25 protein-coding genes are annotated in these 26056 nt (G+C 48.2%); 12 read left to right on the top strand and 13 right to left on the bottom strand.

Translation table 11 applies throughout. The features are described 5' to 3' along the window. Nucleotides 1-81 precede the first annotated feature (81 nt). The 7 genes from nifK to nifB all read right to left on the bottom strand — a co-directional run bounded on the left by nifK (nt 82) and on the right by nifB (nt 8580). The gene (gene nifK / locus DXZ20_RS14725; protein ID WP_163698936.1) at nt 82-1653 is read right to left on the bottom strand and encodes a nitrogenase molybdenum-iron protein subunit beta; all 1572 of its coding nucleotides are present in this window, start codon (nt 1651-1653) and stop codon (nt 82-84) included. Nucleotides 1654-1799: 146 nt separating this feature from the next. After that, nucleotides 1800-3245: a nitrogenase molybdenum-iron protein alpha chain gene (nifD, locus tag DXZ20_RS14730; RefSeq protein WP_163698937.1), complete on the bottom strand. Its 1446-nt coding sequence runs from the start codon at nt 3243-3245 to the stop codon at nt 1800-1802. Between the two features lie 100 nt (nt 3246-3345). Next, entirely contained in the window at nt 3346-4224 is an 879-nt protein-coding gene (nifH, locus tag DXZ20_RS14735; RefSeq protein WP_163659252.1) for a nitrogenase iron protein, read from the bottom strand. Between the two features lie 197 nt (nt 4225-4421). Continuing rightward, complete coding sequence (nifU, locus tag DXZ20_RS14740) at nt 4422-5294, bottom strand: Fe-S cluster assembly protein NifU (protein WP_163659251.1); 873 nt, start codon at nt 5292-5294, stop codon at nt 4422-4424. A 62-nt stretch (nt 5295-5356) separates the two neighbouring features. Then, the gene (gene nifS, locus DXZ20_RS14745; RefSeq protein WP_163659250.1) at nt 5357-6550 is read right to left on the bottom strand and encodes a cysteine desulfurase NifS; all 1194 of its coding nucleotides are present in this window, start codon (nt 6548-6550) and stop codon (nt 5357-5359) included. A 58-nt stretch (nt 6551-6608) separates the two neighbouring features. After that, complete coding sequence (locus tag DXZ20_RS14750) at nt 6609-7001, bottom strand: 4Fe-4S dicluster domain-containing protein (RefSeq protein ID WP_163659249.1); 393 nt, start codon at nt 6999-7001, stop codon at nt 6609-6611. Nucleotides 7002-7107: 106 nt separating this feature from the next. Continuing rightward, nucleotides 7108-8580 (bottom strand): nitrogenase cofactor biosynthesis protein NifB, encoded by a 1473-nt coding sequence (gene nifB / locus DXZ20_RS14755; protein WP_163659248.1) that lies wholly within the window; start codon nt 8578-8580, stop codon nt 7108-7110. Between the two features lie 1306 nt (nt 8581-9886). Between nifB and cysE the strand changes: the two genes are divergently transcribed. The 8 genes from cysE (at nt 9887) to DXZ20_RS14795 (ending at nt 14241) form a co-directional block, all read left to right on the top strand. After that, nucleotides 9887-10615, top strand: a complete 729-nt coding sequence (gene cysE / locus DXZ20_RS14760; protein ID WP_163659247.1) for a serine O-acetyltransferase — start codon at nt 9887-9889, stop codon at nt 10613-10615. Continuing rightward, on the top strand, nt 10608-10877 hold the full coding sequence (locus DXZ20_RS14765; protein ID WP_006514478.1) for an Asr1405/Asl0597 family protein: 270 nt from the start codon (nt 10608-10610) through the stop codon (nt 10875-10877). Before cysE ends, DXZ20_RS14765 begins: the two co-directional genes overlap by 8 nt. A gap of 44 nt (nt 10878-10921) precedes the next feature. Continuing rightward, nucleotides 10922-11461 carry a DNA starvation/stress protection protein DpsA gene (dpsA, locus tag DXZ20_RS14770; RefSeq protein WP_006514477.1) on the top strand — a complete coding sequence of 180 codons (540 nt, stop codon included), beginning with the start codon at nt 10922-10924 and terminating at the stop codon, nt 11459-11461. Nucleotides 11462-11515: 54 nt separating this feature from the next. Next, entirely contained in the window at nt 11516-11659 is a 144-nt protein-coding gene (locus DXZ20_RS14775; RefSeq protein WP_163659246.1) for a hypothetical protein, read from the top strand. A gap of 121 nt (nt 11660-11780) precedes the next feature. Further along, a complete protein-coding gene (gene nifV, locus DXZ20_RS14780; protein ID WP_163698939.1) occupies nt 11781-12923 on the top strand; it encodes a homocitrate synthase in 1143 nt (380 codons plus the stop codon). 100 nt (nt 12924-13023) lie between these two features. After that, entirely contained in the window at nt 13024-13227 is a 204-nt protein-coding gene (gene nifT / locus DXZ20_RS14785) for a putative nitrogen fixation protein NifT (RefSeq protein WP_006514474.1), read from the top strand. Nucleotides 13228-13432: 205 nt separating this feature from the next. Further along, entirely contained in the window at nt 13433-14080 is a 648-nt protein-coding gene (locus DXZ20_RS14790; RefSeq protein ID WP_163698941.1) for a (2Fe-2S) ferredoxin domain-containing protein, read from the top strand. Nucleotides 14081-14082: 2 nt separating this feature from the next. Next, nucleotides 14083-14241, top strand: a complete 159-nt coding sequence (locus DXZ20_RS14795; RefSeq protein ID WP_163659243.1) for a hypothetical protein — start codon at nt 14083-14085, stop codon at nt 14239-14241. A gap of 27 nt (nt 14242-14268) precedes the next feature. Here the strand turns inward: DXZ20_RS14795 and DXZ20_RS14800 are convergent, their stop codons facing one another. Next, nucleotides 14269-14616: a hypothetical protein gene (locus DXZ20_RS14800; RefSeq protein WP_163698943.1), complete on the bottom strand. Its 348-nt coding sequence runs from the start codon at nt 14614-14616 to the stop codon at nt 14269-14271. Nucleotides 14617-14655: 39 nt separating this feature from the next. Beyond that, nucleotides 14656-14973, bottom strand: coding sequence for a hypothetical protein (locus tag DXZ20_RS14805; protein WP_163659241.1), 318 nt, complete (start codon nt 14971-14973; stop codon nt 14656-14658). Between the two features lie 816 nt (nt 14974-15789). Here DXZ20_RS14805 and DXZ20_RS14810 point away from each other — a divergent pair. The 3 genes from DXZ20_RS14810 to DXZ20_RS14820 all read left to right on the top strand — a co-directional run bounded on the left by DXZ20_RS14810 (nt 15790) and on the right by DXZ20_RS14820 (nt 19811). After that, complete coding sequence (locus DXZ20_RS14810) at nt 15790-17385, top strand: helix-turn-helix domain-containing protein (RefSeq protein ID WP_163698945.1); 1596 nt, start codon at nt 15790-15792, stop codon at nt 17383-17385. A 100-nt stretch (nt 17386-17485) separates the two neighbouring features. Further along, a complete protein-coding gene (locus DXZ20_RS14815; protein WP_163698948.1) occupies nt 17486-18220 on the top strand; it encodes a dinitrogenase iron-molybdenum cofactor biosynthesis protein in 735 nt (244 codons plus the stop codon). Between the two features lie 346 nt (nt 18221-18566). Continuing rightward, on the top strand, nt 18567-19811 hold the full coding sequence (locus DXZ20_RS14820; RefSeq protein WP_163698950.1) for an L-lactate MFS transporter: 1245 nt from the start codon (nt 18567-18569) through the stop codon (nt 19809-19811). 34 nt (nt 19812-19845) lie between these two features. On the opposite strand, the gene hcp is transcribed toward DXZ20_RS14820, so the two are convergent. Then, nucleotides 19846-21495, bottom strand: a complete 1650-nt coding sequence (gene hcp, locus DXZ20_RS14825) for a hydroxylamine reductase (protein ID WP_163659237.1) — start codon at nt 21493-21495, stop codon at nt 19846-19848. 226 nt (nt 21496-21721) lie between these two features. Between hcp and DXZ20_RS14830 the strand changes: the two genes are divergently transcribed. Continuing rightward, on the top strand, nt 21722-22369 hold the full coding sequence (locus DXZ20_RS14830; RefSeq protein WP_250565761.1) for a Crp/Fnr family transcriptional regulator: 648 nt from the start codon (nt 21722-21724) through the stop codon (nt 22367-22369). A 19-nt stretch (nt 22370-22388) separates the two neighbouring features. Here the strand turns inward: DXZ20_RS14830 and DXZ20_RS14835 are convergent, their stop codons facing one another. The 3 genes from DXZ20_RS14835 to DXZ20_RS14845 all read right to left on the bottom strand — a co-directional run. Continuing rightward, nucleotides 22389-23900, bottom strand: a complete 1512-nt coding sequence (locus DXZ20_RS14835) for a GMC oxidoreductase (protein WP_163698954.1) — start codon at nt 23898-23900, stop codon at nt 22389-22391. Nucleotides 23901-23970: 70 nt separating this feature from the next. Further along, nucleotides 23971-24498, bottom strand: a complete 528-nt coding sequence (locus DXZ20_RS14840; protein WP_431732099.1) for a cytochrome c oxidase subunit 3 — start codon at nt 24496-24498, stop codon at nt 23971-23973. 64 nt (nt 24499-24562) lie between these two features. Next, the coding region (locus tag DXZ20_RS14845; RefSeq protein ID WP_163703496.1) for a cytochrome c oxidase subunit I at nt 24563-26056 on the bottom strand (1494 nt) is incomplete at its 5' end.

Consider the following 26056-nt stretch of genomic DNA (forward strand, 5'->3'; position numbering starts at 1 on the left):
TGAGAGAGTAGAGGGTTAGGAGTTATAGACTTACCCATCCACCTATCCAATCCTTCTGTCTTCCCATCCACCCATTCGCCTTTAACGAATCAGATCAAAGGAGATATCCGTCTTGGCGGGTACATTGGTCTTGTGGTCCAGGTCATCTAGAACCGTGTTGATGATCCAGTTGAACTGGTTGATGGCACCCTGGTAGCCAAGGGTGGCATAGCGGTGCATGTGGTGACGATCAAAGATGGGATAGCCGATGCGCACTAGGGGAGTGCCGGTGTCGCGCCACAGGTACTTGCCGTAGGAGTTGCCGATCAGCAGGTCAACGGGCTCGGTGAACATTAGCGATCGCAAGTGCCACAGGTCCTTCTTACCCCAGATAGTTGCCTCCTGGCCGTAGGGACTGTTGGTCAGCACCTCACGCAGTTCCGCCTCAAAATCATTGTTGGAGTTAGTAACCACGATATGCTTAGGCTCAGCTCCCATTTCCAACAGAAACTGGGTAATGCCAAACACATGGTCCGGATCGCCGTAGAGAGCAATGCTCTTACCGTGAATCCAGGCTTGAGAGTCGGTGAGGGCATCCACAGCGCGACCCCGCTCCTGCTGCAGTTCCAGGGGAATGGCTTTGCCCGTAATCGCAGAAAGGGCCATCAGGAATTCATCAGTGCCCTTGATACCAAAAGGACGGAAGTTATAGGTTTTTTGATCCCATGCTTCGGCAAGGTATTCCTGAGTCTTGGGGGTGGTGTACTTCTGGAAGAAGAACGTACCCTCAGCATTGAGAGAGTCTGCTGTCTCTTCTAACGTAGTTAACCCGTTATACATCTTAAACTCACCCGTATTCGGGGAATCAAAGGTGTCCGAATTATCCGAGAGAATGGTGTAGTCGATGCCAAACAGGCCCAAAATCCGCTTCAGTTCACGGATATTGCCAATATAGGGATCAAAGCCCAGGTTAAAGTTAAATTTACCGTTACTGGTCTCGGTCTTCTCTTTACCGGCGGTTAAGTTGGACAGTATGCTCTTAAGCATATTGTCATAGCCAGTAATATGAGAGCCCACGAAGCTAGGAGTATGGGCATAGGGTACCGGCAATTCCTCTGGAATATAGCCCTCTTGCTTAGCGGTGGTGATAAACGCCCCCAAGTCATCGCCGATTACCTCTGCCATACAGGTGGTACAGAGGGCAATCATTTTGGGCTTATAGAGTTCGAAAGAATTCTGTAAACCCTGCTTCAGGTTGTTCAGCCCTCCAAATACTGCTGCATCTTCTGTCATAGAAGACGACACGGCCTGGAAGGGTTCTTTATAGTTACGGGTGAGGTGGGTGCGGAAGTAAGCCACACAGCCTTGGGACCCATGGCTATAGGGTAATGTCCCTTCAAAACCAGATGCTACAAAGAGTGCACCCAAGGGCTGACACGCTTTAGCCGGGTTAATGGTGAGAGCTTCGCGCTCAAAGTTCTTTTCACGATAGTCCCAGGTCTTGGTCCATTCAGCTACCTCAGCCACTTTTTCACGGCTGTGGGCACCTTCAAATTGGCGCTTATATTCAAAAATGTCCTGGTAGGTATCTTCTTGAAATAGATCAAAATGGTCTTTAATTTTGCCGGGGTCTGGAGCGGTTTCCGGCACTTGGGGCGTATTGTTCTCAGTCATGGTGGTCTCCTTCTTGGAGAGTGGATGGGTGGATGAGAGTAGGAGGGGTAGTAGATGAAAAACAGGGTAGATGGGTGAGAGGTAAAATCGGTGAATATTAGGCGTGATCGGAAATGGCACGCATACCCATCCCCCCATCTACTTATCTACTCAGCCCAGGGAGCTTTGATTAAACCCCAGGTAGGATTGTTAATGGCCAAATCCATGTCGCGGGCAAAGACTTCAAAGCCTTCATAGCCGTGGTAAGGACCGGAATAATCCCAGGAGTGCATCTGCCGGAAGGGAAGGGCCATCTTCTGGAAGACATACTTCTCTTTAATGCCAGCCGCAATTAAGTCTGGCTGTAGCTCTTTGGCAAGTTCTTCAAACTCGTAGCCGCTGACGTCGTCGTAGATGACCGTGCCTTCTTTCACATAGTCGGCGGTGCGCTTGTAGTCATCACCATGGCCAAACTCATAGCCAGTACCGATCACGTTCATACCCAGGTCTTCAAAAGCAGGGATCACGTGACGAGGCCGTAAACCACCCACCATCATCATCACTGTCTTGCCTTCTAACCGGGGGCGATACTTGGCAACAATGGCATCCATGCGTTCCTGATGCTCGGCAATCACCGCTTCAGCTTTGGTCTGAATGGTCTCATCAAACTGTTCGGCAATCTTACGCAGAGACTTGGCAATCTGGGTGGGACCAAAGAAATTGTATTCCATCCAGCCAATACCATACTTCTCTTCCATAAACCGGCAGATGTAGTTCATCGACCGATAGCAGTGGATCAGATTCATCTTGGCCAGGGGCGTCATCACCACTTCGTTAAAGGTGCCATCCCCTGAGAATTGGCAAATAACACGGAGACCAATGGCTTCTAGCAGTCGGCGGCTGGGCCAGGCGTCTCCACCGATGTTATAGTCGCCAATGATGTTGACATCATAGTCACCCACTTCATACCCTTCGGGCAGTTTGCGATACTCGTCGGCCTTGGGCAGTACCCAGTCGCGCACGGTGTCGTTAGCAATGTGGTGACCTAAGGATTGAGAAACCCCTCGGAATCCTTCACAGCGGACAGGAACAACTGGTTTGCCGGTCTCTTTAGCTTTCTGTCTGGCAACGGCTTCAATATCGTCTCCAATCAACCCTACGGGACATTCCGATTCAATGGTGGTGCCCTGACTTAGGGGAAACAGTTCTTCTAGTTCATCAATGATTTTGGCCAGTTTCTTATCACCGCCAAAGACAATATCCCGTTCTTGGAAATCGGAGGTGAACTGCATGGTACCAAAGGTGTCCACCCCGGTGGTGCCCACATAGTAGTTACGGCGACCAGACCAGGAGTAGTAGCCACAGCCCACTGGCCCATGACTCAGGTGAATCATATCTTTGACAGGTCCCCAGACCACCCCTTTGGCTCCTGCGTAAGCGCAGCCACGAGTTGTCATGACGCCGGGAACAGATTTCTTGTTAGATTTAACGCCGCAGTCAGAAGCGCCTTCTTCTTTGACATTCAGGTGCTTGGAGCGTCTCTTTTGGGCCTTCTCAGGGTAGGCTTTCAGCACCTCCTGGATCAGCTCTTTTCGATCTTCTACGGTGGCCATGGTGTCCTCTCATTTAGGCTAGAGAATAGGATGAAGCGGATGGGCAGCACGCTAGGGGTAAATCTCACGGGTTGGAGACTCACCCACCAGCGGCTAGCCTTTAGACAGCAGCGACAGCAGCAGTATCAGAGGCTAGCGCTTCTTGATACTTTTCATCACTATCTAGGATGCCGAATTCAATCAGGAGTTCTTCCAGTTCGTCCATGCTAATGGGCGTCGGAATCGTCAGTTTGGTGTTGTTGATGATCTTATCGGCGAGTTGAGCATACTCATTGGCTTGGTTGCACTCTGGGGCATACTCATTTACAGTCATCCGGCGGAGTTCAGCATGCTGTACCACGTTGTCACGGGGAACAAAGTGAATCATTTGAGTATTGAGCTTGTCGGCTAGGGCTTCAATGAGCTCAATTTCCCGGTCTGTATTCCGGCTGTTGCAAATCAAGCCGCCCAGCCGCACACCGCCAGATTGGGCATACTTCAGAACGCCTCGGGCGATGTTATTGGCCGCATACATGGCCATCATTTCACCGGAGACAACAATGTAGATTTCTTGGGCTTTGCCTTCCCGAATGGGCATGGCAAAACCGCCGCAAACTACGTCACCGAGTACGTCGTAGGAGACGAAATCAAGATCTTCGTAAGCCCCTTCTTCTTCCAGGAAGTTGATGGCGGTGATGATGCCACGACCGGCACAGCCGACGCCGGGTTCAGGACCACCGGACTCGACGCATTTAACGCCGCGATAGCCTTCTTGCAGCACCTGGTCAAGTTCGACATCTTCAACGGCACCGAGTTCGGCAGCCAGTTGTAGCACGGAGGTTTGGGCTTTGCTGTGGAGCATCAGGCGAGTGGAGTCAGCCTTCGGGTCACAGCCCACAATCATGATGCGTTGGCCTTGCTCAGCCATGGCGGCTAGGGTGTTCTGGGAGGTGGTGGATTTACCGATACCGCCTTTTCCGTAAAATGCAATTTGTCTCATGAATTGGATTCTCCTTAGGATGTTAGTAAACGCTAGGTCTAGATGTAGCGATACAGAGCGGTGCGGTTTGTCGAGGGTCCGTCAGAGGCTCTGCTCTCTGGTAATTGACGGGGGGAGGTGAACGCTCGACCATAAGGGTCTGATGGAGGGGTTTCATAAGACACGTAAGAGATAAGGTGAGAGAATGGAGGTGAGTTTTATACAGCGATAACGGTTAATTCAGGTGAAACCTGGGACTGTAGCCGAGTTTCAATTGCACCTTTGAGGGTGGCCGTGCTGCTATCACAAGAGCCACAGGCACCCTTGAGCTGCACTTGCACCACATCGCCGCTGACATCGTAGAGTTCAACATCACCGCCATCAGCTATCAGCATGGGGCGCACGTCTTCGGTCAGGACTTGTTGAATCAGATTAATTTTTTGGATGGGGGAGAGGGGGGCCGCAGTCACTTCTGCTTCTACCCTGGCGGCTGTTGTTGCTCTGTCTCGCTGCACTTCGATTAAAATATCTTCAATGCCGGCCAGACAAGAGCCACAGCCGCCACCCGCTTTGACATAGTTGGTGACTTGTTCAACGGTAGTCAGATCGTTTTCGATAATCACACGTCGGACGCGAGGCTCGGTGATACCAAAGCAGGAACAGATTAATGTGCCTTCGTCATCGTCGTGGTGCTCCACTTCAATACCACGGTATTTGTAGATGGCGGCTTCCAGGGCTTCTTGCCCCATCACAGAGCAGTGCATTTTGGCTTCGGGTAAACCACCCAGAAAGTCAGCAATGTCTTTATTGGTAATCTTCAGGGCCTGATCAAGGGTTTTGCCTTTGATAATTTCAGTGAGAGCAGAGGAGGATGCGATCGCACTGGTACAGCCAAATGTCTGAAACTGTGAATCCAGAATGGTCTCGGTCGATTCCTGAATCTTCAGGTGAAGTCTCAGAGCGTCACCGCAGGCAATGCTACCCACTTCACCATAAACAACGGCCATATCGGGTTCGTTGGCATCTGCGATCGCACCCTGATTGATCGGGTTATAAAACAGTTCAAGTACCTTTTCGGAATAGTCCCACATGGTAGTTTCTGGAGGTAAAGGAGCAAGAAGAGAGAGAGGTAGGGGCTGGTCCTGTACCGGCCCTATGCGCTATGGACCAAATCGCGGCCCTGTAACCAATCCGCTTCGTCATTGTTAAAGGGTGAAATCGCCCGCAATTTTTCCACAATGCCAGGCATGACATTGACAACCTGTTGGATATCTTCTGCAGTGGTGAATCGCGATAAGCTAAAGCGAATTGAGCCGTGGAGAATGGTGTAGGGAAGTCCCATGGCGGTGAGAACATGGGAGGGGTCTAGAGAACCGGAGGTGCAGGCAGACCCCGAGGAAGCGCAGATACCATGCTGATTCAGCATAAACAGAATGGCTTCGCCTTCAATATATTTGAAACCAATGTTGGTGGTGTTAGGCAGACGTGGGGTGCCGCCGCCATTCACGTCACAATCGGGGATTAACTCCAGCAGTTGGCGCTCTAGCTGGTCCCGTAGCTGACACTCCCGATCAACAGCAGCGAGATGCTCACGGGCCACTGCGGCGGCTTTACCCAGGGCAATAATACCAGGCACATTGTGGGTGCCCGCCCGCCGTCCGCGCTCCTGGTGTCCGCCCAGAAGAAAGGGACGGAAGCGGAAACCGCGTCGAACATATAGAGCACCCACCCCTTTAGGGGCATGGAGCTTGTGTCCAGAGAGGGTGAGCAGGTCAATGGTGCTGTTTTTTAGATCAATGGGTAATTTACCAACGGCCTGGACGGCATCCACATGGAAAGTGGCACCGCATTCTTTTGCGATCGCGCCAACCTGTTCTATCGGGAAAATCACACCGGTCTCATTGTTGGCATACATGGTGGTGACCAGCGCCGTGCCGCCAGTCATGGCGGCTTCCACTTCCATCAGATCAAGCTGACCGCGTCGGTCCACGGATAAATAGGTAACGGTATAGCCTTTTTTCTCCAGATGCTTGCACACATTGAGAATGGCCGGATGTTCAACAGCAGTGGTGACAATATGACGTTTCTCGGGTTGGGCCGCCAGGGCCGCATGGATGGCCGTATTGTTGCCCTCACTGCCGCAGCTAGTAAAGATAATCTCAGTATCTTCTGCCCCTAGGAGTTCAGCCACCTGGACTCTGGCATCCTGAATGGCAGCACCGACCTGTCCTCCAAAGCTATGCATCGACGATGGATTACCGTAGAGGTCGCTCAAATAGGGCAGCATTGCATCCAAAACATCGGGGTCAACCCGCGTGGTCGCATTGTTATCTAAATAAATGACCATTACCTCATCTCCGCGATCAATAAACAATAAAGGACAGTAGAAAGAATCAGAGCAGGCACTACGGCATTAACGGGACATTTGTGTCAGCCTGGGCTCTCAAGGTTTGTAGGGATTGGGAATACCGGTCAAACCACTGTCGCCAGTATCCAGGCTGCTGTGAGGATTTAAGCCGCGCGATCATGTGGCTATAGTTGGTAAACCAAACATGCCAGTAATCTGTTGTTGTCTCAGCATTCAGAGCGACAGCTGTAGTGGCGGTGGATAACGGCACACAGCCTTCATTCGTTGGGCACACAGACCAGCATTGAGCGACGCCATGGGAGCCTTGACACTGGTTACAGCGATTCACATCTATCCAGAATGTGGACCCATCGGTCTCAATGGCCTTGGTTGGGCAGCTAGAGAGACAGCGTTGACAGGAGATACAGTCATTAGTGATGGTGTAAGTCATGGTATGGGCCTCGCTGTTAGGGTTAGGACAGAGAGAGCAAAAGAGAGGGGAGAGTTAGGGGCAGAAATTCTGATAAATCTCCCTTTTTCCTGTATCCTTTCTTCTTTTATCTCTCTAAAACATGTTCGTCATAAAACCGCCGTGCAACAGTTTCAATCACGTCATAGGCTTCAATGACGGTCAGCCCGGCTTTTTGTAAGGCCTTTTGGGGGCAGGGGCCTACTTTGGCCGTCAGTAGAGCCTGACAGTCAATAATTGTATTGATGATGCCTTTCAGGGCTGCCTCTTCGCCGTAACCGCCCTGGCAGTAATCGGCAACTTTACGATGACCAACAAACTTGGCTTCCGTTGCATCTACTTCATAAATCATGAATTCTTTGGCATGGCCAAAGTGTTGATTGACAAGTCCTCCCCCCTTAGTTGCAACCGCAACCAGGACTTTAGTCGACTCCGTTCGACGCTTATTGACAGATGCTTGTTTTTTCTCCGCTACAGCGGCTTTGGTTTGCTCAATGCCCAGATGAACTGCCTGACGTTTTTCCAAACTGTAGTCCGCCGACATATCCATAAACTTCTCCTTGGTGAATTCCTGACTACGGTCTTCACCCAGCAGACCGACAGCATCGGCTCGACACTGACGACAGTGGCGCATCATTTTCATGTTGCCAGAGCAATTATCTTGAACGCGCTTAAGTTCTTTGGGATTTGGACCCCGCTGACCATTGAGACCAAAGTACGTGCCATGCTCTGGGGCCGAGATCAGGGGCATAATATTATGGAGAAATGCACCGCGATCTCGAATCGCCTTATTCACCTCTGGCAGGTGCTCATCGTTGATGCCAGGAATCAGCACCGAGTTTACCTTGCAGAGGATATCAGCTTCCTGAAGCGCCTGTAGACCTTCCATCTGCCGCTCGTGCAGGATCTTCACCCCCTCAATGCCACGGTAGCGACGACGACGGTAGTGAACCCAGGGATAAATTTTCTCCCCTATTTTTGGGTCCACCATATTAATAGTGATCGTGACATGATCCACATTCAGCTGCTTAATCCGATCAACATGCTCAGGCAACATCAGACCATTAGTTGAGAGACAGAGTTTGATGTCAGGAGCTTTGTCGGCAATTAGCTCAAAGGTGCGGAAGGTTTTCTCTGGGTTAGCCAGGGGGTCGCCGGGACCCGCAATCCCCAAAACTGTCATTTGTGGAATTTTACCGGCCACCACCAAAACTTTGTGGGCAGCTTCTTCAGGTGTGAGCAGTTCGCTAACAACACCAGGACGGCTTTCATTGGCACAGTCATATTTACGGTTGCAATAGTTGCACTGAATGTTGCAGGCTGGAGCCACCGCAACGTGCATACGGGCATAATGGTGGTGAGCTTCTTCGCTGTAGCAAGGATGTTTTTCAATGCGAGCCTTTAAAGACTCACTCATACCACTAGGAGCATCATTTTTAGTGCTACAGCCACAGCCGCCGCCAGACTTCTTGACTGTAGTTTTTGTTTTAGTCAACGTTATGTCCAGCTCAGGCGTCGTCGTGGGCGCGGAGACAAGGGCAGTAGGAGGCGGAGGCGTCATTGGTTTAAGGAGTTAGGGAATAAAGTATCGATATGAAATAGCGGCACTGCATTGGCTGAGTCTGTAAACACAGTTGGTTGTTCTGCACGATAAAATCGGAGAATCGGACTGGAGGGTAGACAATGCAGTGCCAGAGAGCGTGCGAGCCTCAGAACTCAGTCAGGTGATCAGCAACTTCCAGGGTGTGTGGATGGAGATGTGCTTGTTTGTCTGGGTAAGATAACGAGGACATCTCAATAGGGTGAATACGCCTGAAATTGGTCTGTCACCTACCGCCCAATGGTGAACCTCTAACCAACAAAGGCTTAGCAAGATACGTGAGATCTAGCTGGACCTTGTTGCTTGAGTTCACCAACGTGTGTTAACTGAGTGTTTGGCGATGCAAGAGTTATATCAACGGCTCTAGAAGTTCACTAGAACAACGCCCCCATAGGATTTATTAGATAATTAACGCTGTACTCATCGACTACAGCCCTTGATAATTCAAGAAAAAATATTTTTTCTAGGTTAGGGTACGGGCATTCCCCAGGGTACGGACTAGTATTTTGTCACCCCCGCTCGATGATTACTGTACTCAGTCGCATCCATTATCATAAAAGGGATGGACTCGACTTTGATGGGTTCTAGATGACAAGTTTTTGAGTACTCAATAACAGATATTTTGCTAAATTAGATACACAATTTACCGCTGTGCTACATAGGCCAAAAAGGTGTCTGTATCATTGTTTTCAGTTTAAACCCAATTTCGGTAACGGATGTTACTATTTCACATTAAATAATGTTAAACAATAGGAGAGTTTTAAGCTGGAACACTATCTTGCTTTTGATGATCCAGATGACGCTGATGCTCACTTTGAGGTGGGCTCATTAAACTGGATGTTCCGTAACAGTGCACCTCTAGGATCGACCTATTGACGAGTTGTTAAGGATTGCTGAAATTAGTCGAGGCAGTTCTGCATCAGTTGTTACAGTTTCTGTTGCTAAGCTGTGGGTTCGCCGATCAAAAACCAAGTTTTGAGTACATCAAACAAGTTTTTATAAGACTGTCTAAAACCCAGGTCTAAACACTATATATAAAGGCTTTGACGTGAGTACAGAATACCTGCACCCACCCTTAGAAATACCTAACCCTGGGTATCAAAATACTTGTACCCTGTCCCTAGAAAAATTCTAAATGCTTTACCAATAAAGGTTTTAGCATTTGAGTGTAAAGGTAATAGTTATAGTAAATCTGGATTGGGCCGTTGCGATCACCCCCCCTCAGTTGTAACTGCTATAAGCAGGAAAACAACGCCCCACCAGACCCATGTCCCTATTTCTGCAACACTTTTCTGTTCGGCATTTGTTTTCGTCTGCTGAACTGCACCGGCTTTTTCCCTGTGTGGCCGATTTCACAATCATTTTTGAACGGGACCCGGCGGCTCGCAGTTGGTTAGAGGTGTTGTGCTGTTACCCTGGTTTACATGCGATCGCAGCCCATCGCCTCGCCCACTGGCTACAAAATCACAAGATTTCCTTTCTCCCTCGCTTTATTTCTCACCTGGCTCGCCTCTTTACGGGAATTGAAATTCATCCCGGGGCCACCCTCGGTAAAGGGGTTTTCATCGATCACGGTATGGGTGTTGTAATTGGGGAAACTGCTGTGGTCGGAGACTACACCCTGATCTATCAGGGGGTGACTCTAGGGGGGACAGGTAAAGAAACGGGTAAGCGCCATCCTACGGTTGGCAGCCAAGTGGTGATTGGCAGTGGTGCCAAGGTGCTTGGCAGTATTACTATTGGGGACCATGCCCGCATTGGAGCGGGTGCTGTTGTATTGAACAGTGTACCGACCAACTGCACGGCTGTTGGGATTCCCAGCCGTAATGTTTGCGAATGCAACACCCTAACAACTCCTTTGGAACATGGTCAGCTTCCCGATGTTGAAGCCACTACCCTACGTCATCTTTTGGCTCGCATTGACGCGCTAGAAACCCAAGTACAAAGTCTCACTTGTTCATCCCTTTCAACGTTGGAGTATCAATCCTATGGATAACCCCACACCCACTGTTCCCGGTTGGGGGCAAGTTGTCGCAGTGCCTCGCGGCGAACGTTGGTCGATTAATCGTCGCTTGCAAGAACTTCATATCTCGTGTAGCTGTCCCACCGATGGCACACTACGAGTTGATGTCAACGATGCATTAGAGCTGATGTTAGTTTGCAGCGTCATCAGACAATTCACATCACCTCGCCAGTCTAGTATTGGCTGGCTAGAACGGTGTTGGCAAACTCAGGTGAGCTGTACTACAAATCATTAGCCGCTTACTTTCTGTTCATCCTACCTATTGATTGGAGAAATTATATGACTACTCAAACCCTTGTCCGTGCTTTTGGTGAAGTAGGTGATAATCCTGTCGGTCTTGAGAAGGAGATTACTATCACCGTATGCGAAGGGCTGAATTTGGTTTACGCCAGTTTTCAAGCCCTTTATATGCAATATCAAAAGCATCATTTTGTAATTGAAGGTGCAGAATTTTACGCTATTCATGAATTCTTCCAAGAAAGCTATGGGGCTGTTCAGGGAGATGCCCATGATGTTGCTGAGCGTTTAAATGGTCTAGGCGGCATTCCCGCAGGCACCTTTGCCACCCTGGCCGAACAATGCTGTTTCACTCCAGAATCAGAGGGTGCCTATAACTGTCAACAGATGATTGCCAATGATCTTACTGCTGAGCAGTCGATGATCACTCTACTTCGCCGACTAGCCACTCAAGCCGAAAGTGTGGGAGATCGAGCCACTCGATATCTCTATGAGCAAATTCTCTTAAAGACAGAAGAGCGGGCTTTTCATCTTGAACACTTTTTGTCTGAAGATAGTCTTACTTTTACCTTTTTGAAGTAGGGCTATGCAGTTCAAAATTTCGTCTATTGCTCAAATAGTCAGGAGGCACTTACTATGTTGACCACCCTTATGATGATTGGTCCTTTTATTGTCTTTGCTTGGGTTCTACAGTATTTTCTCAATCAAATCATTGCAGAAGATATTGAATCCTTCAACGGAGACCAGTCTCAGTCAATGGACGATGCTTCGTTGACTTAAGACAGCTGTTCGTCAAGTCTAATCCAGTAGGCAAATTTTGAGGGTGAGACTATACACGGCCCTCAGCTCACCCTCTTCCCTCTTCTCTCTTCCCTCTTCCACGTTTACGGAGGCCGCTACGATGACACCACCACCCCAAATATATATTAACGATACGACCCTCAGAGACGGTGAACAAGCTGCAGGTATTGCCTTCAGTTTGGACGAGAAGGTTGCGATCGCAACGTTTCTCGACACCATTGGCATTCAGGAAATGGAAGTTGGCATTCCCGCCATGGGGAGAGATGAAGCTCAGGCCATCCACACAATTGCCAATCTGGGCCTAAATGCTCAACTCCTAGGGTGGAATCGCGCTGTGTTGTCTGATATTCAGGCGTCGATTAATTGTGGCCTAAAGCGCATTCACATTTCGGTGCCAGTTTCAGATATACAGATTCAAGTAAAGTTTCAAGGCCAGTGGGCCAAAATGTTTAAGCAGCTACAAGAGACTATTACCTTTGCCCGCGATCACGGTCTAGACGTAAGTGTTGGAGGTGAAGATAGTTCTCGGGCTGATGAAACATTTTTACTCGAAGCTGCACAGTTTGCCCAAGAAAACGGCGCATTTCGTTTTCGTTTTTGTGACACTGTGGGCATTCTGGACCCGTTTACCACCTTTGAAAAAGTTCGAAAACTGGTTGCCGTCTTAGCCATTCCAGTGGAAATGCACACCCATAACGACCTGGGGTTAGCAACAGCCAATGCCCTGGCCGGTATCCGAGCTGGTGCTGTCTCTATTAATACTACTGTTAATGGGCTAGGAGAAAGGGCTGGCAATGCGGCTCTTGAAGAAGTTGTCATGGCCCTACGGCAAATCTATGGTCTCAAAACCAATATTCAAACCGAGCGTCTGTTAGAATTGTCTCGCTTTGTTGCTAAAACCGTCAATTGCCCAGTCCCTCCCTGGAAGGCTATTGTTGGAGCCAATACCTTTGCCCATGAGTCCGGTATCCATGCCCATGGAGTGCTGCATAATCCCAGCACTTACGAACCGTTTGATCCCAAAGATGTGGGTTGGCAACGGCGTTTTGTTGTCGGCAAACACTCTGGTCGTCACCTGTTGAGTCAAGTTCTACAGAACTATGACATACATCTGGATGCCAGCAACAGTCAGTTACTGCTCAATGCCGTCCGCGATCTGTCCACTCAGCTGAAACGTAGCCTTACCGTTGATGAATTGCTCACCTTAGCCTCGCAGGAGGGGTTAGGTGTGGCGATTATATAATTCGCACAGGGGGCAGGCACAAGGTTCGCCCCAATAGACTTTTCCCATGGAACAGGTACAAGGCCAGCCCCTACAATGCTCTTTATCTTAAGGAAACACTATGAAAGTCATGCTGCATACGGATCGTGCTGGAAAGCTAATGGTCTATGTTGCCAAAAAGGATCTAGAAGAAGTTGTTGTTAAACAAACCACAGTCGATGATGCCCAAGTTCTGACCCTAGCCAATGGCTGGGAGCTATCAGTGACCGGATTGGATAATCCCATCAAAACGCCTCAAACCGTTAAAGCTAAACGCTTGAATTAAATTCTATTTAAGCCGGGAAAGCTTGAGTAGATGGAAAATTAGGCGGTAGGAGGCAGAAGTCAGTGAGATCCTGCATGCTGATTTCTGCCTCCTGAATTATATCCTTGGGAGAACGTTTCGCTCTGAATTCATACCCCACAAAACGGTAAATTATTTGCTGGCATATCCCTAAATACTGTTGCCTCACTTCACAGGAGATTTTTCCATGTCACCGCTTAAACAACTACCTCCATATATGTTTATCCTAGAGGGAATCTTTCTAGGGTATCTCAGCAAGAAAAAGAGAAAGATCAAAGCTCTTGCCCTTGAAGTCGAGCAGGAGCAAGTGGTAATTAAGCTGCCTAAAGAGGTGCGAGATTCTATACAAGATTATCAATTCCAGCCCGGAGACAAAATTCGCTGCATTGGTCGCAGTCAGGTTGATTTTACCACAGGTACCATTAAGCTCAGAGCCTATCAGGTTTTGCCACTACTTCCCCCTAACGAAGAGGTGCCTTTCACAACTGCACCCCAGGCTCCAATGTCAACAACGGCTGAGGCTTCTCAGGTGCCAACGTATCCTACGGTTGCTGTTGCACAAAAACCACCTAAGATCTTGATTTGTCGCAAGTCAGGCTGCCAGAAGCGAGGTGGCCATCAACTGATCTCAAAATTAGAGAGTATCTTGCAAGAATATCAGCTCCATGACCAGGTAGAAATTCAATATACAGGCTGTCAAAAACGCTGTTCAAAGGCACCAACTCTGACGATTATGCCGGGCAAACATCGTTACGATCGGCTCAGCCTTCAAAGTTTATCTAACGTTGTAGAGAAACACTTTTTCCCCTCTAAACCATGTTCACTTGAAAGCTAATCATGAAAATAAAATATCGCCAACTGGTGCTTAAGCTATTTGCTTGGTTCATCGCTGAAATTACACTCACCTATGTCGGTCTAGATAATCTGGCCGATTACAGCGAATACCTGAAGGAACAAAGCACTATCTCGATAGCTATGGCCTATTCCCAGAGTTAAGGGTACTAAAGTGTTAGAACGATTTGGCTAAACAGAACGTTCATCAACTCGCATGTCAAACGGTGCTTCCATTTGTGATGGGGGATGGACTCTGATTTTGGCACGGGGACTCAATTGAGACAGATATTCAGCTAGCCTGGTCATACGGTCCAACACTCGCCAGTTTTTTTCCTGATCAGAACAGTAAATATGTAAGATTACGACCTCAGTAATATTGATGGTCCATCTACAGAGCATCAACAGGGATTGAGTAGATCCATCACAGGCTTCGAAAAAGTGCCGACAGATAGCTCCTTCTAATTGCCTTTTCAAGGCTGCATCCAAGTCTGTTATTAACTCTGGTGGGAGATCTTCAGGCGAGAGTGAATGAACCATTATCAATCCTCAAAGCTAGCCACTAAGGACTGGACTCAATCATACGCTATGCCCAGCTCGCTCCATCGTAATGACTTGAGCAATACGCTCAGGAAACTCTTCTAAATCAGCATCTTCTTCCTTAGGCATTGGGGACAGAAAGGTATAGCAGGGATCACACTGCCCCGTATCAAATACTTGTAACACCCACTTGTCGGGAAGTCCTTCTACTCCTATTTCTACGACATACCATTCACTACCCGTCTCACGGGTAGCCAGAATGGAGAAGAAATCTTGATCAATATCTGGAATTTCCAAATCTTGCATCAAAAAATCCCTCGCGACCATACTAGCATCAGTCATCGATAAACTTAGCATTGTCAAAGGTCTCCTTTATATCTACCAGTTGAAGATATTGCTCAGAGACTGCAATATCTTTCCAAGTCTGGACCGCCGCCACTAGCAGCAGCATCTACAGAGAGCACGGCGGCCCTATTTTTGGAGTCATTACTCAGTGTGCCAATAGTTACAAGGGGACTGTTCCTGTGAACCAATCCATATCATTCAAAACCAACTATGCTTCAGTCCATCAAGATAGAACTGGCGTTGCAGAGTCTCGGGAGGATTTAATCTAAAAAATAACGATCCGGGACAATTCAGCCCGATCAATTCATTCCCTAAATCAACAACAGCATAGAACTAAAGCTGTAGGGCTAATCAAAAAAGCTGGAGTCGCACACTCTCTATACCCTATTACCAAAGATCAACACAAAATATTCTGTATCGCTCAACACCAAACCTCCATTAGCAACAGTCTTTAACATTTTAAGAGATTGACCATATTTTTCTGAGTAAACCGTTATTGTAGAAACAAAAAAACGGCCTCAATAGTTCATTCTGAACATAATGTCTTGTCAATTAGGAAGAAAACATTAAACCGTATCAGGTGACATAGAATACAAAATTTTGGATTGTTATGTCTAAGGGCATGACTTTCCAATAAATTGTCCACTCTCCATCTCTGTAATCTAGTCCTGATGGATTCGTCATTCCTCTTTCTCTGTATAAATCTTCTGTTTATTCGGAAATCTACTCATTTATGACTTTTATAGAAGGTTTGAGAAAATCAGGTTCGTTTTTTTCAGTCGCCAATTTTTCCTCACCTATCGCTCTATTGATAGGCCTGCATTGTCTATGGCTTACACTATCAAAGACGGTTGTATCTCTTGCGATAGCTGTCGGCCCCAGTGTCCAACGGGAGCCATTAAACCTCAAGCAAAATGGGAAGGCTATTGGATTGACCCTACCCTGTGCGATGACTGTCAAGATTTAGAGACACCTCTCTGCTTAAATGCTTGCAATATTGGCTCCCTATCCCCTCTAGTTCCCAAAAAAGGACGCCGTAAAAGCACCCTCCTGCCAGCAGCAATTGCTGACATTTTTCTCAGTGGTAAGACGACTCCTTTTGCATCTTCCATGGTGATTTGGGAAGCCTGTAACGTTTTAGCTCAGCGTCAGCATCTGCCTTGGCAAATCGATGCTGACGGAAAATTTTGTTACCATCGACCGGTCCATCGTGGTCGAGGAGAAGTTCGCCTTCGATTAGCCACAAGTCCCGAAAGGGATATCCCCATAGCAATGCCTGCAGATGAAGCAATGGAGGTCATGGCTCAATTTGATATTCGTGCCACCTGTCTTCATCTGATTTTTGCGGCCTATGCCATCACCCTCAATTCTCCGTGGGAAGAAGCATTTGTAATCAATGACCAGCACATTGAACAATATTTAGATCTCAATAAGCGAAAAGATCTGAGCAAGCTAGACAAACTCACGTTGATCAAGCATTTAGTATACCAAGTCTGTCAGTTACTGGTTGCTTTGGACTGGCCACGTCAGGGAAAGGTTAAAGCCTTTTCCTTTGATGAGCAGCCGATTTGGCATCTAGTCAACACTGAGTATTATTTTGAAAAAGATCACCAGGGAGGTCGTCACTTAATTGGGTTAAGCTTTACTATCCGCCCTGGGATTTGGGCCAAACACTTTCTTAACAAACAAGACTATCGTAATCAAACGGCTTTTTATCAATACGGTACCCTACCTAAGTCATTATTAACTGAAGTGATGAGCAACTGGCAACAGCATGAGGGTGCTGTTCGTCTACTGTTGTGGCTATTATTCAAGCTAAGGTTGGGGGGTGACCATCGGCTGACTGTGCGCACCCTACTACGTATTGCCTATGGAGAAGATCGATTAATAGAGGCTACCACTGTCCGGGGGGCACACAAACGTCTGCTGAAAACGTTTGAGAGCGATCTGGAAACAATTTATTACTATGGCCTCAAACCGTTGTTTGATCCAGAGACCTATCCCGCCGAGATACAGCCACTATGGGCTAAAGTCATTGATATCCCCAACGATGTTGACGATGCTCTTGAATTTTGGGTAAATGATGCCAATCAGAGCCGGAGCTTAACGGACACGGCCCCCCGAGACAAATGGCAGCGACTGATCAATGCTCGATTGGCCGGCTTTGAACTATCGGAAGAATGGCAACAAACAGTGCGTCGTCGAGCCCCTAAGCGGCGGCGTAAACAATCTCAAACAACTCAATTAGGCTCACTCTCTGGTGATGTTATCAAGGCAGCACGCCAACGTCAAAACTTGACTCAACGCGCCTTAGCCAAACATTTAGGGAAAAGCCAGAGTTGGGTGCGAGATGTGGAAAAAGGTCGATTTCGCATCAGTACCGAAGACTACCCCCGTTTACAACAAACACTGGGGCTTAAATAGATAATATATGCAAGATTTTGTCTATTATCCCCAAACAAACATTCCGCATTAAGTTGTCCCCCAAAAAAGATTTCCATCAGATACCTTTAGGAGAATACCCATGACAGAACAACAACCCATTTCCAATGAAGTTGCTTTGAGAATTGCCTTGGCAGCTAAGGCTTTACCCAATGTCTCTATAAGAGAGTTAATCGATGCATTACAAACCAATCTCGACGATAACATTACGGAAGAATCGCTAAGTACCCTAACCGTCACCCAGCTCAAACGTGCCTTTGGCAATATTTACGATGTGGATGAGGGCGAATGGGAAGGCGAAGATGCCAATAATCAGGAGATTGCTGCCGTTAAAGAAGCGGTGCGGATTCTCTGGGGAGAACAGACAGAGTACGATCATCCCTTACCCATCGAGCCTGATCAAGGCGATATGCCTAACTCAATTCGCATAGCGGTTGCATCCAATACAAATGAGCAATTAGACGGCCATTTTGGCTCCTGCCATCGATATTTGATTTATCAGCTATCGGCGAATGCTATTAAGCTGATCGATGTGCGCTCTGCTCTGGAGGCAGACCTGAGCGATAACAAAAATCAGTTCCGAGTGAATTTGATCAGAGACTGTCCTGTGCTCTATGTTGTGTCCATTGGAGGGCCTGCCGCCGCCCAAGTGATTCAAGCGAATATTTACCCCATGAAAGTGGAAGCTGGAGGAGCTATCCGGGAGATTCTTGCCGATTTACAACGGGCGATCGCAACATCACCCCCTCCCTGGCTGGCAAAAATCTTAGGCATTGGAGCAGACCAGCGGGTAAAGAATTATCAGGCAGTTGGTTAGGTCAACGATGAATATCCAACGACATAAATAACGCATTCAGACAATTCAAACAATCACGGGTCTTTGGCCTACCCATTTTGCCGATCTAATCCGAGTGGCACAACTTGTTTATGATCCCAGTGGTGGAATTTCAAGTTGCTCAACCAGTGATATATCTGATTGATTGTGAATACTTGTAGCATCGATTATAGACATCGAGGAACTAACCTATAATAATGTTCTCGCAAAGACACCGGTCTATTATTGTTATTTAAACAAACAATTAATAGAAAAATTGCGATCGCAGCCACAAGTATTTGTATTCGTTCATTAGGCGTTTCCGGCCTGGATAGTATTGCTGAAACCTATGGGAATTAACCATCGCTCAGAGTTAACCGTGCTTGGATTACCCGCAGAACGGGGTAGGTGGTTGTTAATTCCCTTGGGCACAGTCGTTTTAATGTGTCTGGGCACCGTTTATTCCTGGAGTATTTTTAGAACCCCCTTGGAAGGTGAGCTAAATTTAAGTGCGACTGAGAGTCTTCTACCCTATACGGTTGCGCTGGTTTTCTATGCGGCTCTCATGCCAGTCGCAGGTTTTTTCATTCCTCGCATAGGCGCTCGCATGGTGGCGGTAATCGGCGGGATTTTCCTGGGGGCGGGCTATATTCTCTCCAGCTTTGCGACAAACATTGGCATGCTCGTCCTCACCTATGGAGTTATGGCAGGGACAGGCGTAGGCGTTACCTACGGTGTGCCCATGTTTGTCGTTGCCCGATGGTTTCCTGAGAAAAAAGGCCTAGCGATGGGAGCAACAATTGTCGGGTTTGGGCTATCGCCGCTCATTACTGCTCCGTTAGCCAATCGGTTAATTGATAGTTACACCGTAAGGCCAACGCTGTGGATCTTAGGCAGCATCTTTATGATGATTGTTCTAGGCATTGCCACCATCCTAAAATTACCGCCCAAGGGCTGGCATCCCCAACAGAATTCTGCTAAGCCAACAGTCACAGGGTTCCACAGTTATCCCAAAAAGCTGCTCAAAAGCCAGTCATTTTATGGACTTTGGGGTTGTTATGCCATTGGCACCCTGATCGGCTTAAGTGCCATTGGTATCTCAGGTCCGGTGGGGGAAGAGATTATTAAGGTTAATCCAGAGACGGCAGCCATTAGCGTTTCTCTATTTGCCCTCTTCAATGGCTTCAGTCGTCCTTTATTTGGGTGGTTAAGCGACCGTTTTAAGCCTCAATATGTGGCAATCTCATCGTATACGCTGGTACTGATTGCCTGTGTGCTAATGATGAACGCACAAGAGGGTCAGTTAGCGACTTATTTAATTGCCTTTTGCCTACTTTGGTTTTGTTTAGGAGGATGGTTAGCCATGGCTCCTACCATCACCCTCCGATTTTTTAACCCCGATCAATATGCTCAAAATTATGGCATTGTGTTTACCGCCTATGGGGTAGGTGCCCTAACGGGCACCCTGGCCATCGGACAAATTCGAGATTGGTTTGGCACCTATACCTACGCGTTTTATCCCATGGCCCTATTTGCCATCATCGGCATTGTGGTTGCTAGTTGTCTGCTCAAACGTGAGCAGACACGGTCCTAACCCAGATGCCTTACGGATACGTGCTTGCTCAAATCTAGGCTAGACAAGCGGCTAAATCTGCCTCGGGTATGGTGATGGGTTGGAGATTATAGGTGTCCGACAATAACTTCAACACATTAGGTGAGATAAATGCAGGCAGCGTGGGTCCCAAGCGAATATCTTTGATCCCCAGGTGCAGCAGGGTCAGCAAAATAGCCACCGCTTTTTGTTCATACCAGGACAAAATCATTGACAAGGGGATTTGATTAACATCGACCTCAAATGCATTGGCTAGTGCGATCGCAATCTGAATTGCAGAATAGGCATCATTACACTGGCCCACATCCAATAACCGAGGAATACCTTCAATAGCCCCTAACTCTTGATCAAAGAAACGGAACTTGCCACAGGCAAGCGTGAGAATCACACAGTCCTCAGGCACTTTCTCTACCAGTTCAGTGTAATAGTTACGATCAGGTTTAGCCCCGTCACAGCCCCCAATTAAGAAGAAATGACGAATTTTGCCAGCTTTAACCGCTGCAATCACCTGGTCAGCGACCCCCAGTAGCGCATTGCGGGCAAAACCAGTGGTTACCTGCCGGGGAGTCCCTATTTCAGTGAATCCAGGTAACTCCAATGCTTTCGTAATCACGGGGGTAAAATCAGGCAGCCCATTGGGCTGAGCGGGAAGATAATTCAATCCTGGATATCCCACAGGACCAATACTAAACAGCTTGTCCTCATAGTTTTCATGGGGTGGCATCAGACAATTTGTTGTGATCACAATGGCCCCTGGAAATTTGGCAAACTCCCGAGTTTGGTTTTGCCAGGCCGTACCATAATGACCATAGAGATGGGGGTAGGTTTGTTTTAGACGCGGATAGCCATGGGCGGGTAACAATTCTCCATGGGTGTACACTGTGATAGCGGTTCCCATGGTCTGTTTTAGCACCGCTTCCAATTGGGGAATATCATGGCCAGACACGAGAATAGCTTTACCCACTCTGGCGTTGAGGGGCACCGATGTGGGCACCGGATGGCCATAATTACCCGTATGCCCGGCATCTAGCAACTGCATCGCCAGCAAATTGATTTCCCCAACCTTCAATGCCAGATTGACCCAGTCTTCCAGACTCAGATCTTGACGCTCCAATGCAGCTAGGGCCTCATAGCAGAATTGATCAACCCGTTCATCGGTTTGACCCAACTCCTGGGCATGGAATGCATAGGAGGCCATCCCCTTAAGACTGTAAAGAACAGTGAGTTTAAGGGAGAAAATATCAACATTGTTTTTCGATTGACCAATAAATTGCAGGGCGATATCCTCTCCCTGAGACGCTAAACTATCCTCAAAGTTGGGTTCATAGCACGTGATATCTGGCCAACTTTGGTCAGATTTTGTAACCTGTTGCACTTGAGTTTTGAGGTGTTCTCGATAGGCCAGCGCTCGACGAATGTAGCTGGTAAATCGTTTTTGATCAAAGTTGACATTGGTCATGGTGGCAAAGATGGCTTCACAGGTGAATCTATCGACCTCATCGGTGGAGATCATCAGATCACGGGCACGGAGAGCAACTGGGGCAAGGCCACGCAGAATATAGATCAGCAGATCTTGCACAGCATTGACCTCTGGACTTTTGCCACAGGCTCCCCATTGATGGCAGCCTTGTCCACTCGCAGTTTGTTCGCATTGTTCACAAAACATTGTCAGATCCTCTTGGGAAGCAGCTGGGTTTACTGTAGGAGAGGAGAACGTTCAATGCTTTGACTTAAGTCAAGGGAAAGGACTAAGGGTAATAAACTTTAGATTTTCTTCTGTATTTCTTGGAAACGGCCCATTAGTCTGAAGTTACAATATATCTCTATCTCTCACTACAAACTGTGACTATCCAATGGTGTTGTCTCCACTCTCAAATTTTTTGAGTCAGACGATGATATTCCAGGATTTACCATTGGATCAGTTGGAAGATCTTGAAGGTTTAGCAGTTATCAAATCCTATGGCAAAGGCGAGGTCCTCTTCCATCAGGGAGATGCTGGAATTGGATTTTTTGTGATCCAATCGGGGCGTGTAAAGGTATTTAAACTATCGCCCCAGGGTAAGGAGCAGATTTTGCATATCTTTGGTCAGGGAGATCATTTTGCTGAAGTGCCCGCTCTGGATGGCAAGTGCTTTCCCGCCTCCGCAGCGGCCCTTGAGTCATCGGAGCTTTTATTCTTTCCACGTCAGCCTTTTTTAAGCCTTTTAGAACAGCGTCCATCCCTTGCCATTAATCTGCTCAAAAGCTTTGCTCGACATCTTCGACGGTTTTCGAACCTGGTGGATAGCCTTGCTCTACAGGATGTTCCAGCTCGCCTAGCTACCTACTTGCTAAATTTGAGTGGGGAATTGAACAACGTAGATATTATCAAGCTTGATCTGCCCAAAAATCAGCTGGCGGCCCGATTAGGAACTATTCCTGAAACTCTATCACGGGCTTTTTCCAAGCTAAATCGCGCTGGTTTAATTTCGATGGATGGCATTGAGATTACATTGTTAGATTTAGAAAACTTAAAGCACCTGGCCAATTGCGATCGCTAGTCTGATCACCTCTTACCCCTTACTGCAACCGCTGTATCAAATGTTCTCCCACTCGCAACGCATTGGCCATTACCGTTAGCGCTGGGCTAACACTGGCGCAAGAGGGGAAAAAGCTGCTGTCTACCACATAGAGATTGTCAATCTCATGGGTGCGGCAGTGGGTGTCTAACACTGAGGTGGCTGAGTCAGTGCCCATGCGACAGGTTCCACTCTGGTAACCCACCACCTGAATTGGCACTTCTCCCCGTGGATATACACCACTGCGCTGCAGACCTTTAGACGTTTTCTCCAGGGCTTTTAACACCTCAATCCATCGGTACACCAGACGATCATGGGCTTCTATATTGTTGGGCGTAAACTCGTAGCGTAGTTTCCCATTTTGAAAATATATTCGATTGTTGGGGTTTGGCAATACTCCCGTTTGGGCTCGCCAGCCAATGGACCGCATTGCTAACTGTTTTAAGCCAGCCCCCGGCATAATCTTGGCAGCCACTGACAGCAATGGCGGAGATTCGGCAAAAATGATGTCTTGCAACAGTCCGCCCGTATTCTCAATGTGTCCCATGGGGTACTCATAGTCACCGTCACCCCAATAAAAATCATTGATGCTAACACTTTGGGGGAATGTCCCTGAATTGTTGGCGGCACTGCGCTCAACAATCATGGTCATCTGGTGCTTCATCAAGTTGCGCCCCACCTGGCCTGAGCTGTTGGCCAATCCCTCGGTGTGTTTGGCATTGGCAGAACTCAGCATCAACGCCGCTGAATTGACTGCACCGCAGGCCAAGACGACGATATCGCCAGCAAATAACATGGCCTGATCGCCAATTTCTGCCTGCACTCCTTTGATTTCAGTACCCGTTGGGTTGGTGTGCAGGCTAACAACTTTTGCCGACGTTTGTAGCGTCACATTGTCATACTTTAAAGCTGGATTGATACCAAAGACTTCAGCATCTCCCGTGGGATCATCATCCTGGCGGGTCAGACTGACGGGTAGGGGAGCCGGGTGCAGTCCCTGCTGTGCGATCGCCTCGACAATTGGCTGCATCAGCGGCTCATGATCCACAGCCCCATGGGGATATGCACTACTGTGGGTAGGCTCTGTTGGGTCTTTACCAGGATCACCATGTACCTGGTAAAGCTGTTCAGCCGCCGTGTAATAAGGTTCTAAATCTGCATACTGGATGGGCCATGCGGGGGCCACACCATCCTGGTATTTGACTGCTCCAAAGTCGCGATCGCGCATTCGCATCAGAGAAGCGCCATAGATTTTAGTATTACCGCCAATGGCATAGTTGGTTTGAGGAGAAAACGGCTCACCGGACTGGTCATACCATTGCTCCGAAGCATGGTATTTTGTCTTTTTCAGCACATCGACCCCTGCGGGATTTTGCTCTTCGAGGGCCATACCGGTTCCCCGCTCCAAAATCAAAATCCGTTTCCCCGTAGGTGCAAGTTTTTGTGCCAGCGTTCCCCCGCCAGCTCCAGTGCCCACAATGATGATGTCGTAGTGCTGGTCATCAATAATCATGGATTTCTCCTCTGCCGGTTACCAATGAGGGTTTTTAAATAATTAAGGTCTTGTATTGTCACGATTAGAGCTATTGCCAGACATAAATCAAGATAAACAGCACAATCCAAATGACATCGACAAAGTGCCAAAATAGTGATGTGGCAGCAACACCATACTCACCGCCAGCATAGTTATTGGGAATAAACGAACGGGCCAGCATAATACTCTGCAGCAGTACCCCAGTTAAAACATGCAGTCCGTGGAAGCCAGTCAACAGATAAAAGGTGCCGCCAAACACCCCTGACTTAAAACCAAAGGGCAGACTCATCCACTCCACAGCTTGACCATAGAGAAAGAAACTCCCCATGGCCATGGTCAACAGCCAAAATGCCCGGAACCCCCACAGGTTATCTCGGTGTAAGTAGCGCTCTGCAAAGTAGATCACAAAACTACTGGATACCAGGACAATCGTATTAATAAATGGCTCTCGTACCTCTAAGCCCTCTACCCCCGCTGGCAACCAGTCGGTGACATTGGTCTTGTAGACAATGTAGCCCGCAAAAAAGCTTAGAAAGATGACGCTTTCAGACAGTAGGAAGACAATGAAGCCAAACATACGATGGTCTTCTTCTTCATGTCCTACACCTTGGACAACCTGGGTATTAACAGTCTGATCAAGCTTAGCTGTGCTCACTGGCCAACTCCTTTGTTGGATTATTTTCAACTAAAGGTTCATTGCTGCCGTAACCATAGGGAGCCGACACAACAACCGGAATCTCATCAAAGTTCTCGTGGGGAGGTGGAGAGGATACCAACCATTCCAAACCAATGGCCCGCCAGGGATTATCTCCAGCTTCCTCACCCTTCACCCAAGCACTCAAAATATTCAAGATAAAGGGCAGTGTTGATACCCCTAATAAAAAGCCACCGAGGCTCGCTAGAACATTCCAGAAGGCAAACTCTGGATCATAGGAAGCCACCCGCCGGGGCATGCCCTGCAAACCCAGGGGATGCATGGGTAAAAAGTTGAGATTGGTGCCAATAAAGGTGAGCACAAAGTGCAATTGACCCAAACCCTCGTAGTACATGCGCCCAGTCATCTTGGGAAACCAGTGGTAAATGGCAGCATAGAAGCCCATCACAACGGCTCCATAGATAACGTAGTGGAAGTGGCCGACCACAAAGTAGGTGTTATTAACGTGGATATCAAAGGGGGCCGACGAGAGCATAATGCCGGTAATTCCGGCAAAGAGAAACATAAATAGGCCGCCTAGGGCAAACAACATGGGTGTTTTTAGCCGGAGCTTACCGCCCCAAATCGTCGCCACCCAGGCAAATACCTTGATCCCCGTGGGTACGGAAATCATCATGGTGGTAAACATAAACAACATGCGCATCCAGCCCGGAGTGCCACTGGCAAACATGTGGTGGACCCAAACAATACCACTCAGCCCAGTGATGATGAGGGACGATAGGACAACAATCTTATAGCCAAAGAGGGGTTTACGGGAATAAACTGGGAAGACCTCTGAGAATATACCAAAAATTGGCAGAATAATGACGTATACCGCCGGATGGGAATAGAACCAGAAGAAATGCTGATAGAGAATTGGGTCACCCCCGCGGGAGGGCTCAAAAAAGCTGGTGCCCACCGTCAGATCCAGCAGTAACATGACGGCACCTGCCGTTAGTGCTGGCAATCCAAACAACTGAATGATCTGCGCCGAAAACACTGTCCAGCAAAAGGCCGGCATTTTAAACCACCCCATCCCCGGAGCGCGCATTCTAAAAATGGTGGTAACAATGTTGACCGCACCCATAATCGACGATACTCCCGACAAGGCTACGGCCAATAGCCATAGGGACTGACCATTGATCAAGTTGCCGGTAGGATTCTGCAAACTGACCGGCGGATAGGCCCACCAACCCGATTGGGACGGTCCACCCGGCACAAAGAAGCTGAGGGTGAGAATGACCCCGAATATCGGCACCAACCAAAACGCAGCAGCGTTTAGCCGGGGAAACGCCATATCCCGTGCCCCAATCATTAACGGCACTAGATAATTGGCCAGGCCGTTGAGCATGGGAAACGTCCACATGAACAGCATAATGGTGCCGTGCATGGTGAACAGTCCGTTATATACGGTGCGATCCACCAGATCCGCTTCGGGAGT

The sequence above is a fragment of the Adonisia turfae CCMR0081 genome (genome assembly GCF_011009555.1).
GTDB lineage: Bacteria > Cyanobacteriota > Cyanobacteriia > Phormidesmidales > Phormidesmidaceae > Leptothoe > Leptothoe turfae.

What these genes read in the sequence shown, in the direction of transcription:
- DXZ20_RS14840 (WP_431732099.1), bottom strand. Translation starts at nt 24,498, where the DNA reads ATGTTTGGCTTCATTGTCTTCCTACTGTCTGAAAGCGTCATCTTTCTA.
- nifU (WP_163659251.1), bottom strand. Translation starts at nt 5,294, where the DNA reads ATGTGGGACTATTCCGAAAAGGTACTTGAACTGTTTTATAACCCGATC.
- DXZ20_RS14820 (WP_163698950.1), top strand. Translation starts at nt 18,567, where the DNA reads ATGGGAATTAACCATCGCTCAGAGTTAACCGTGCTTGGATTACCCGCA.
- DXZ20_RS14815 (WP_163698948.1), top strand. Translation starts at nt 17,486, where the DNA reads ATGACAGAACAACAACCCATTTCCAATGAAGTTGCTTTGAGAATTGCC.
- DXZ20_RS14775 (WP_163659246.1), top strand. Translation starts at nt 11,516, where the DNA reads ATGTTGACCACCCTTATGATGATTGGTCCTTTTATTGTCTTTGCTTGG.
- dpsA (WP_006514477.1), top strand. Translation starts at nt 10,922, where the DNA reads ATGACTACTCAAACCCTTGTCCGTGCTTTTGGTGAAGTAGGTGATAAT.
- DXZ20_RS14750 (WP_163659249.1), bottom strand. Translation starts at nt 7,001, where the DNA reads ATGACTTACACCATCACTAATGACTGTATCTCCTGTCAACGCTGTCTC.
- DXZ20_RS14805 (WP_163659241.1), bottom strand. Translation starts at nt 14,973, where the DNA reads ATGCTAAGTTTATCGATGACTGATGCTAGTATGGTCGCGAGGGATTTT.
- hcp (WP_163659237.1), bottom strand. Translation starts at nt 21,495, where the DNA reads ATGTTTTGTGAACAATGCGAACAAACTGCGAGTGGACAAGGCTGCCAT.
- nifK (WP_163698936.1), bottom strand. Translation starts at nt 1,653, where the DNA reads ATGACTGAGAACAATACGCCCCAAGTGCCGGAAACCGCTCCAGACCCC.
- DXZ20_RS14835 (WP_163698954.1), bottom strand. Translation starts at nt 23,900, where the DNA reads ATGATTATTGATGACCAGCACTACGACATCATCATTGTGGGCACTGGA.
- nifB (WP_163659248.1), bottom strand. Translation starts at nt 8,580, where the DNA reads ATGACGCCTCCGCCTCCTACTGCCCTTGTCTCCGCGCCCACGACGACG.
- DXZ20_RS14765 (WP_006514478.1), top strand. Translation starts at nt 10,608, where the DNA reads ATGGATAACCCCACACCCACTGTTCCCGGTTGGGGGCAAGTTGTCGCA.
- DXZ20_RS14810 (WP_163698945.1), top strand. Translation starts at nt 15,790, where the DNA reads ATGGCTTACACTATCAAAGACGGTTGTATCTCTTGCGATAGCTGTCGG.
- cysE (WP_163659247.1), top strand. Translation starts at nt 9,887, where the DNA reads ATGTCCCTATTTCTGCAACACTTTTCTGTTCGGCATTTGTTTTCGTCT.
- nifH (WP_163659252.1), bottom strand. Translation starts at nt 4,224, where the DNA reads ATGAGACAAATTGCATTTTACGGAAAAGGCGGTATCGGTAAATCCACC.
- nifD (WP_163698937.1), bottom strand. Translation starts at nt 3,245, where the DNA reads ATGGCCACCGTAGAAGATCGAAAAGAGCTGATCCAGGAGGTGCTGAAA.
- nifS (WP_163659250.1), bottom strand. Translation starts at nt 6,550, where the DNA reads ATGGTCATTTATTTAGATAACAATGCGACCACGCGGGTTGACCCCGAT.
- DXZ20_RS14795 (WP_163659243.1), top strand. Translation starts at nt 14,083, where the DNA reads ATGAAAATAAAATATCGCCAACTGGTGCTTAAGCTATTTGCTTGGTTC.
- nifV (WP_163698939.1), top strand. Translation starts at nt 11,781, where the DNA reads ATGACACCACCACCCCAAATATATATTAACGATACGACCCTCAGAGAC.
- DXZ20_RS14790 (WP_163698941.1), top strand. Translation starts at nt 13,433, where the DNA reads ATGTCACCGCTTAAACAACTACCTCCATATATGTTTATCCTAGAGGGA.
- DXZ20_RS14800 (WP_163698943.1), bottom strand. Translation starts at nt 14,616, where the DNA reads ATGGTTCATTCACTCTCGCCTGAAGATCTCCCACCAGAGTTAATAACA.
- DXZ20_RS14830 (WP_250565761.1), top strand. Translation starts at nt 21,722, where the DNA reads ATGATATTCCAGGATTTACCATTGGATCAGTTGGAAGATCTTGAAGGT.
- nifT (WP_006514474.1), top strand. Translation starts at nt 13,024, where the DNA reads ATGAAAGTCATGCTGCATACGGATCGTGCTGGAAAGCTAATGGTCTAT.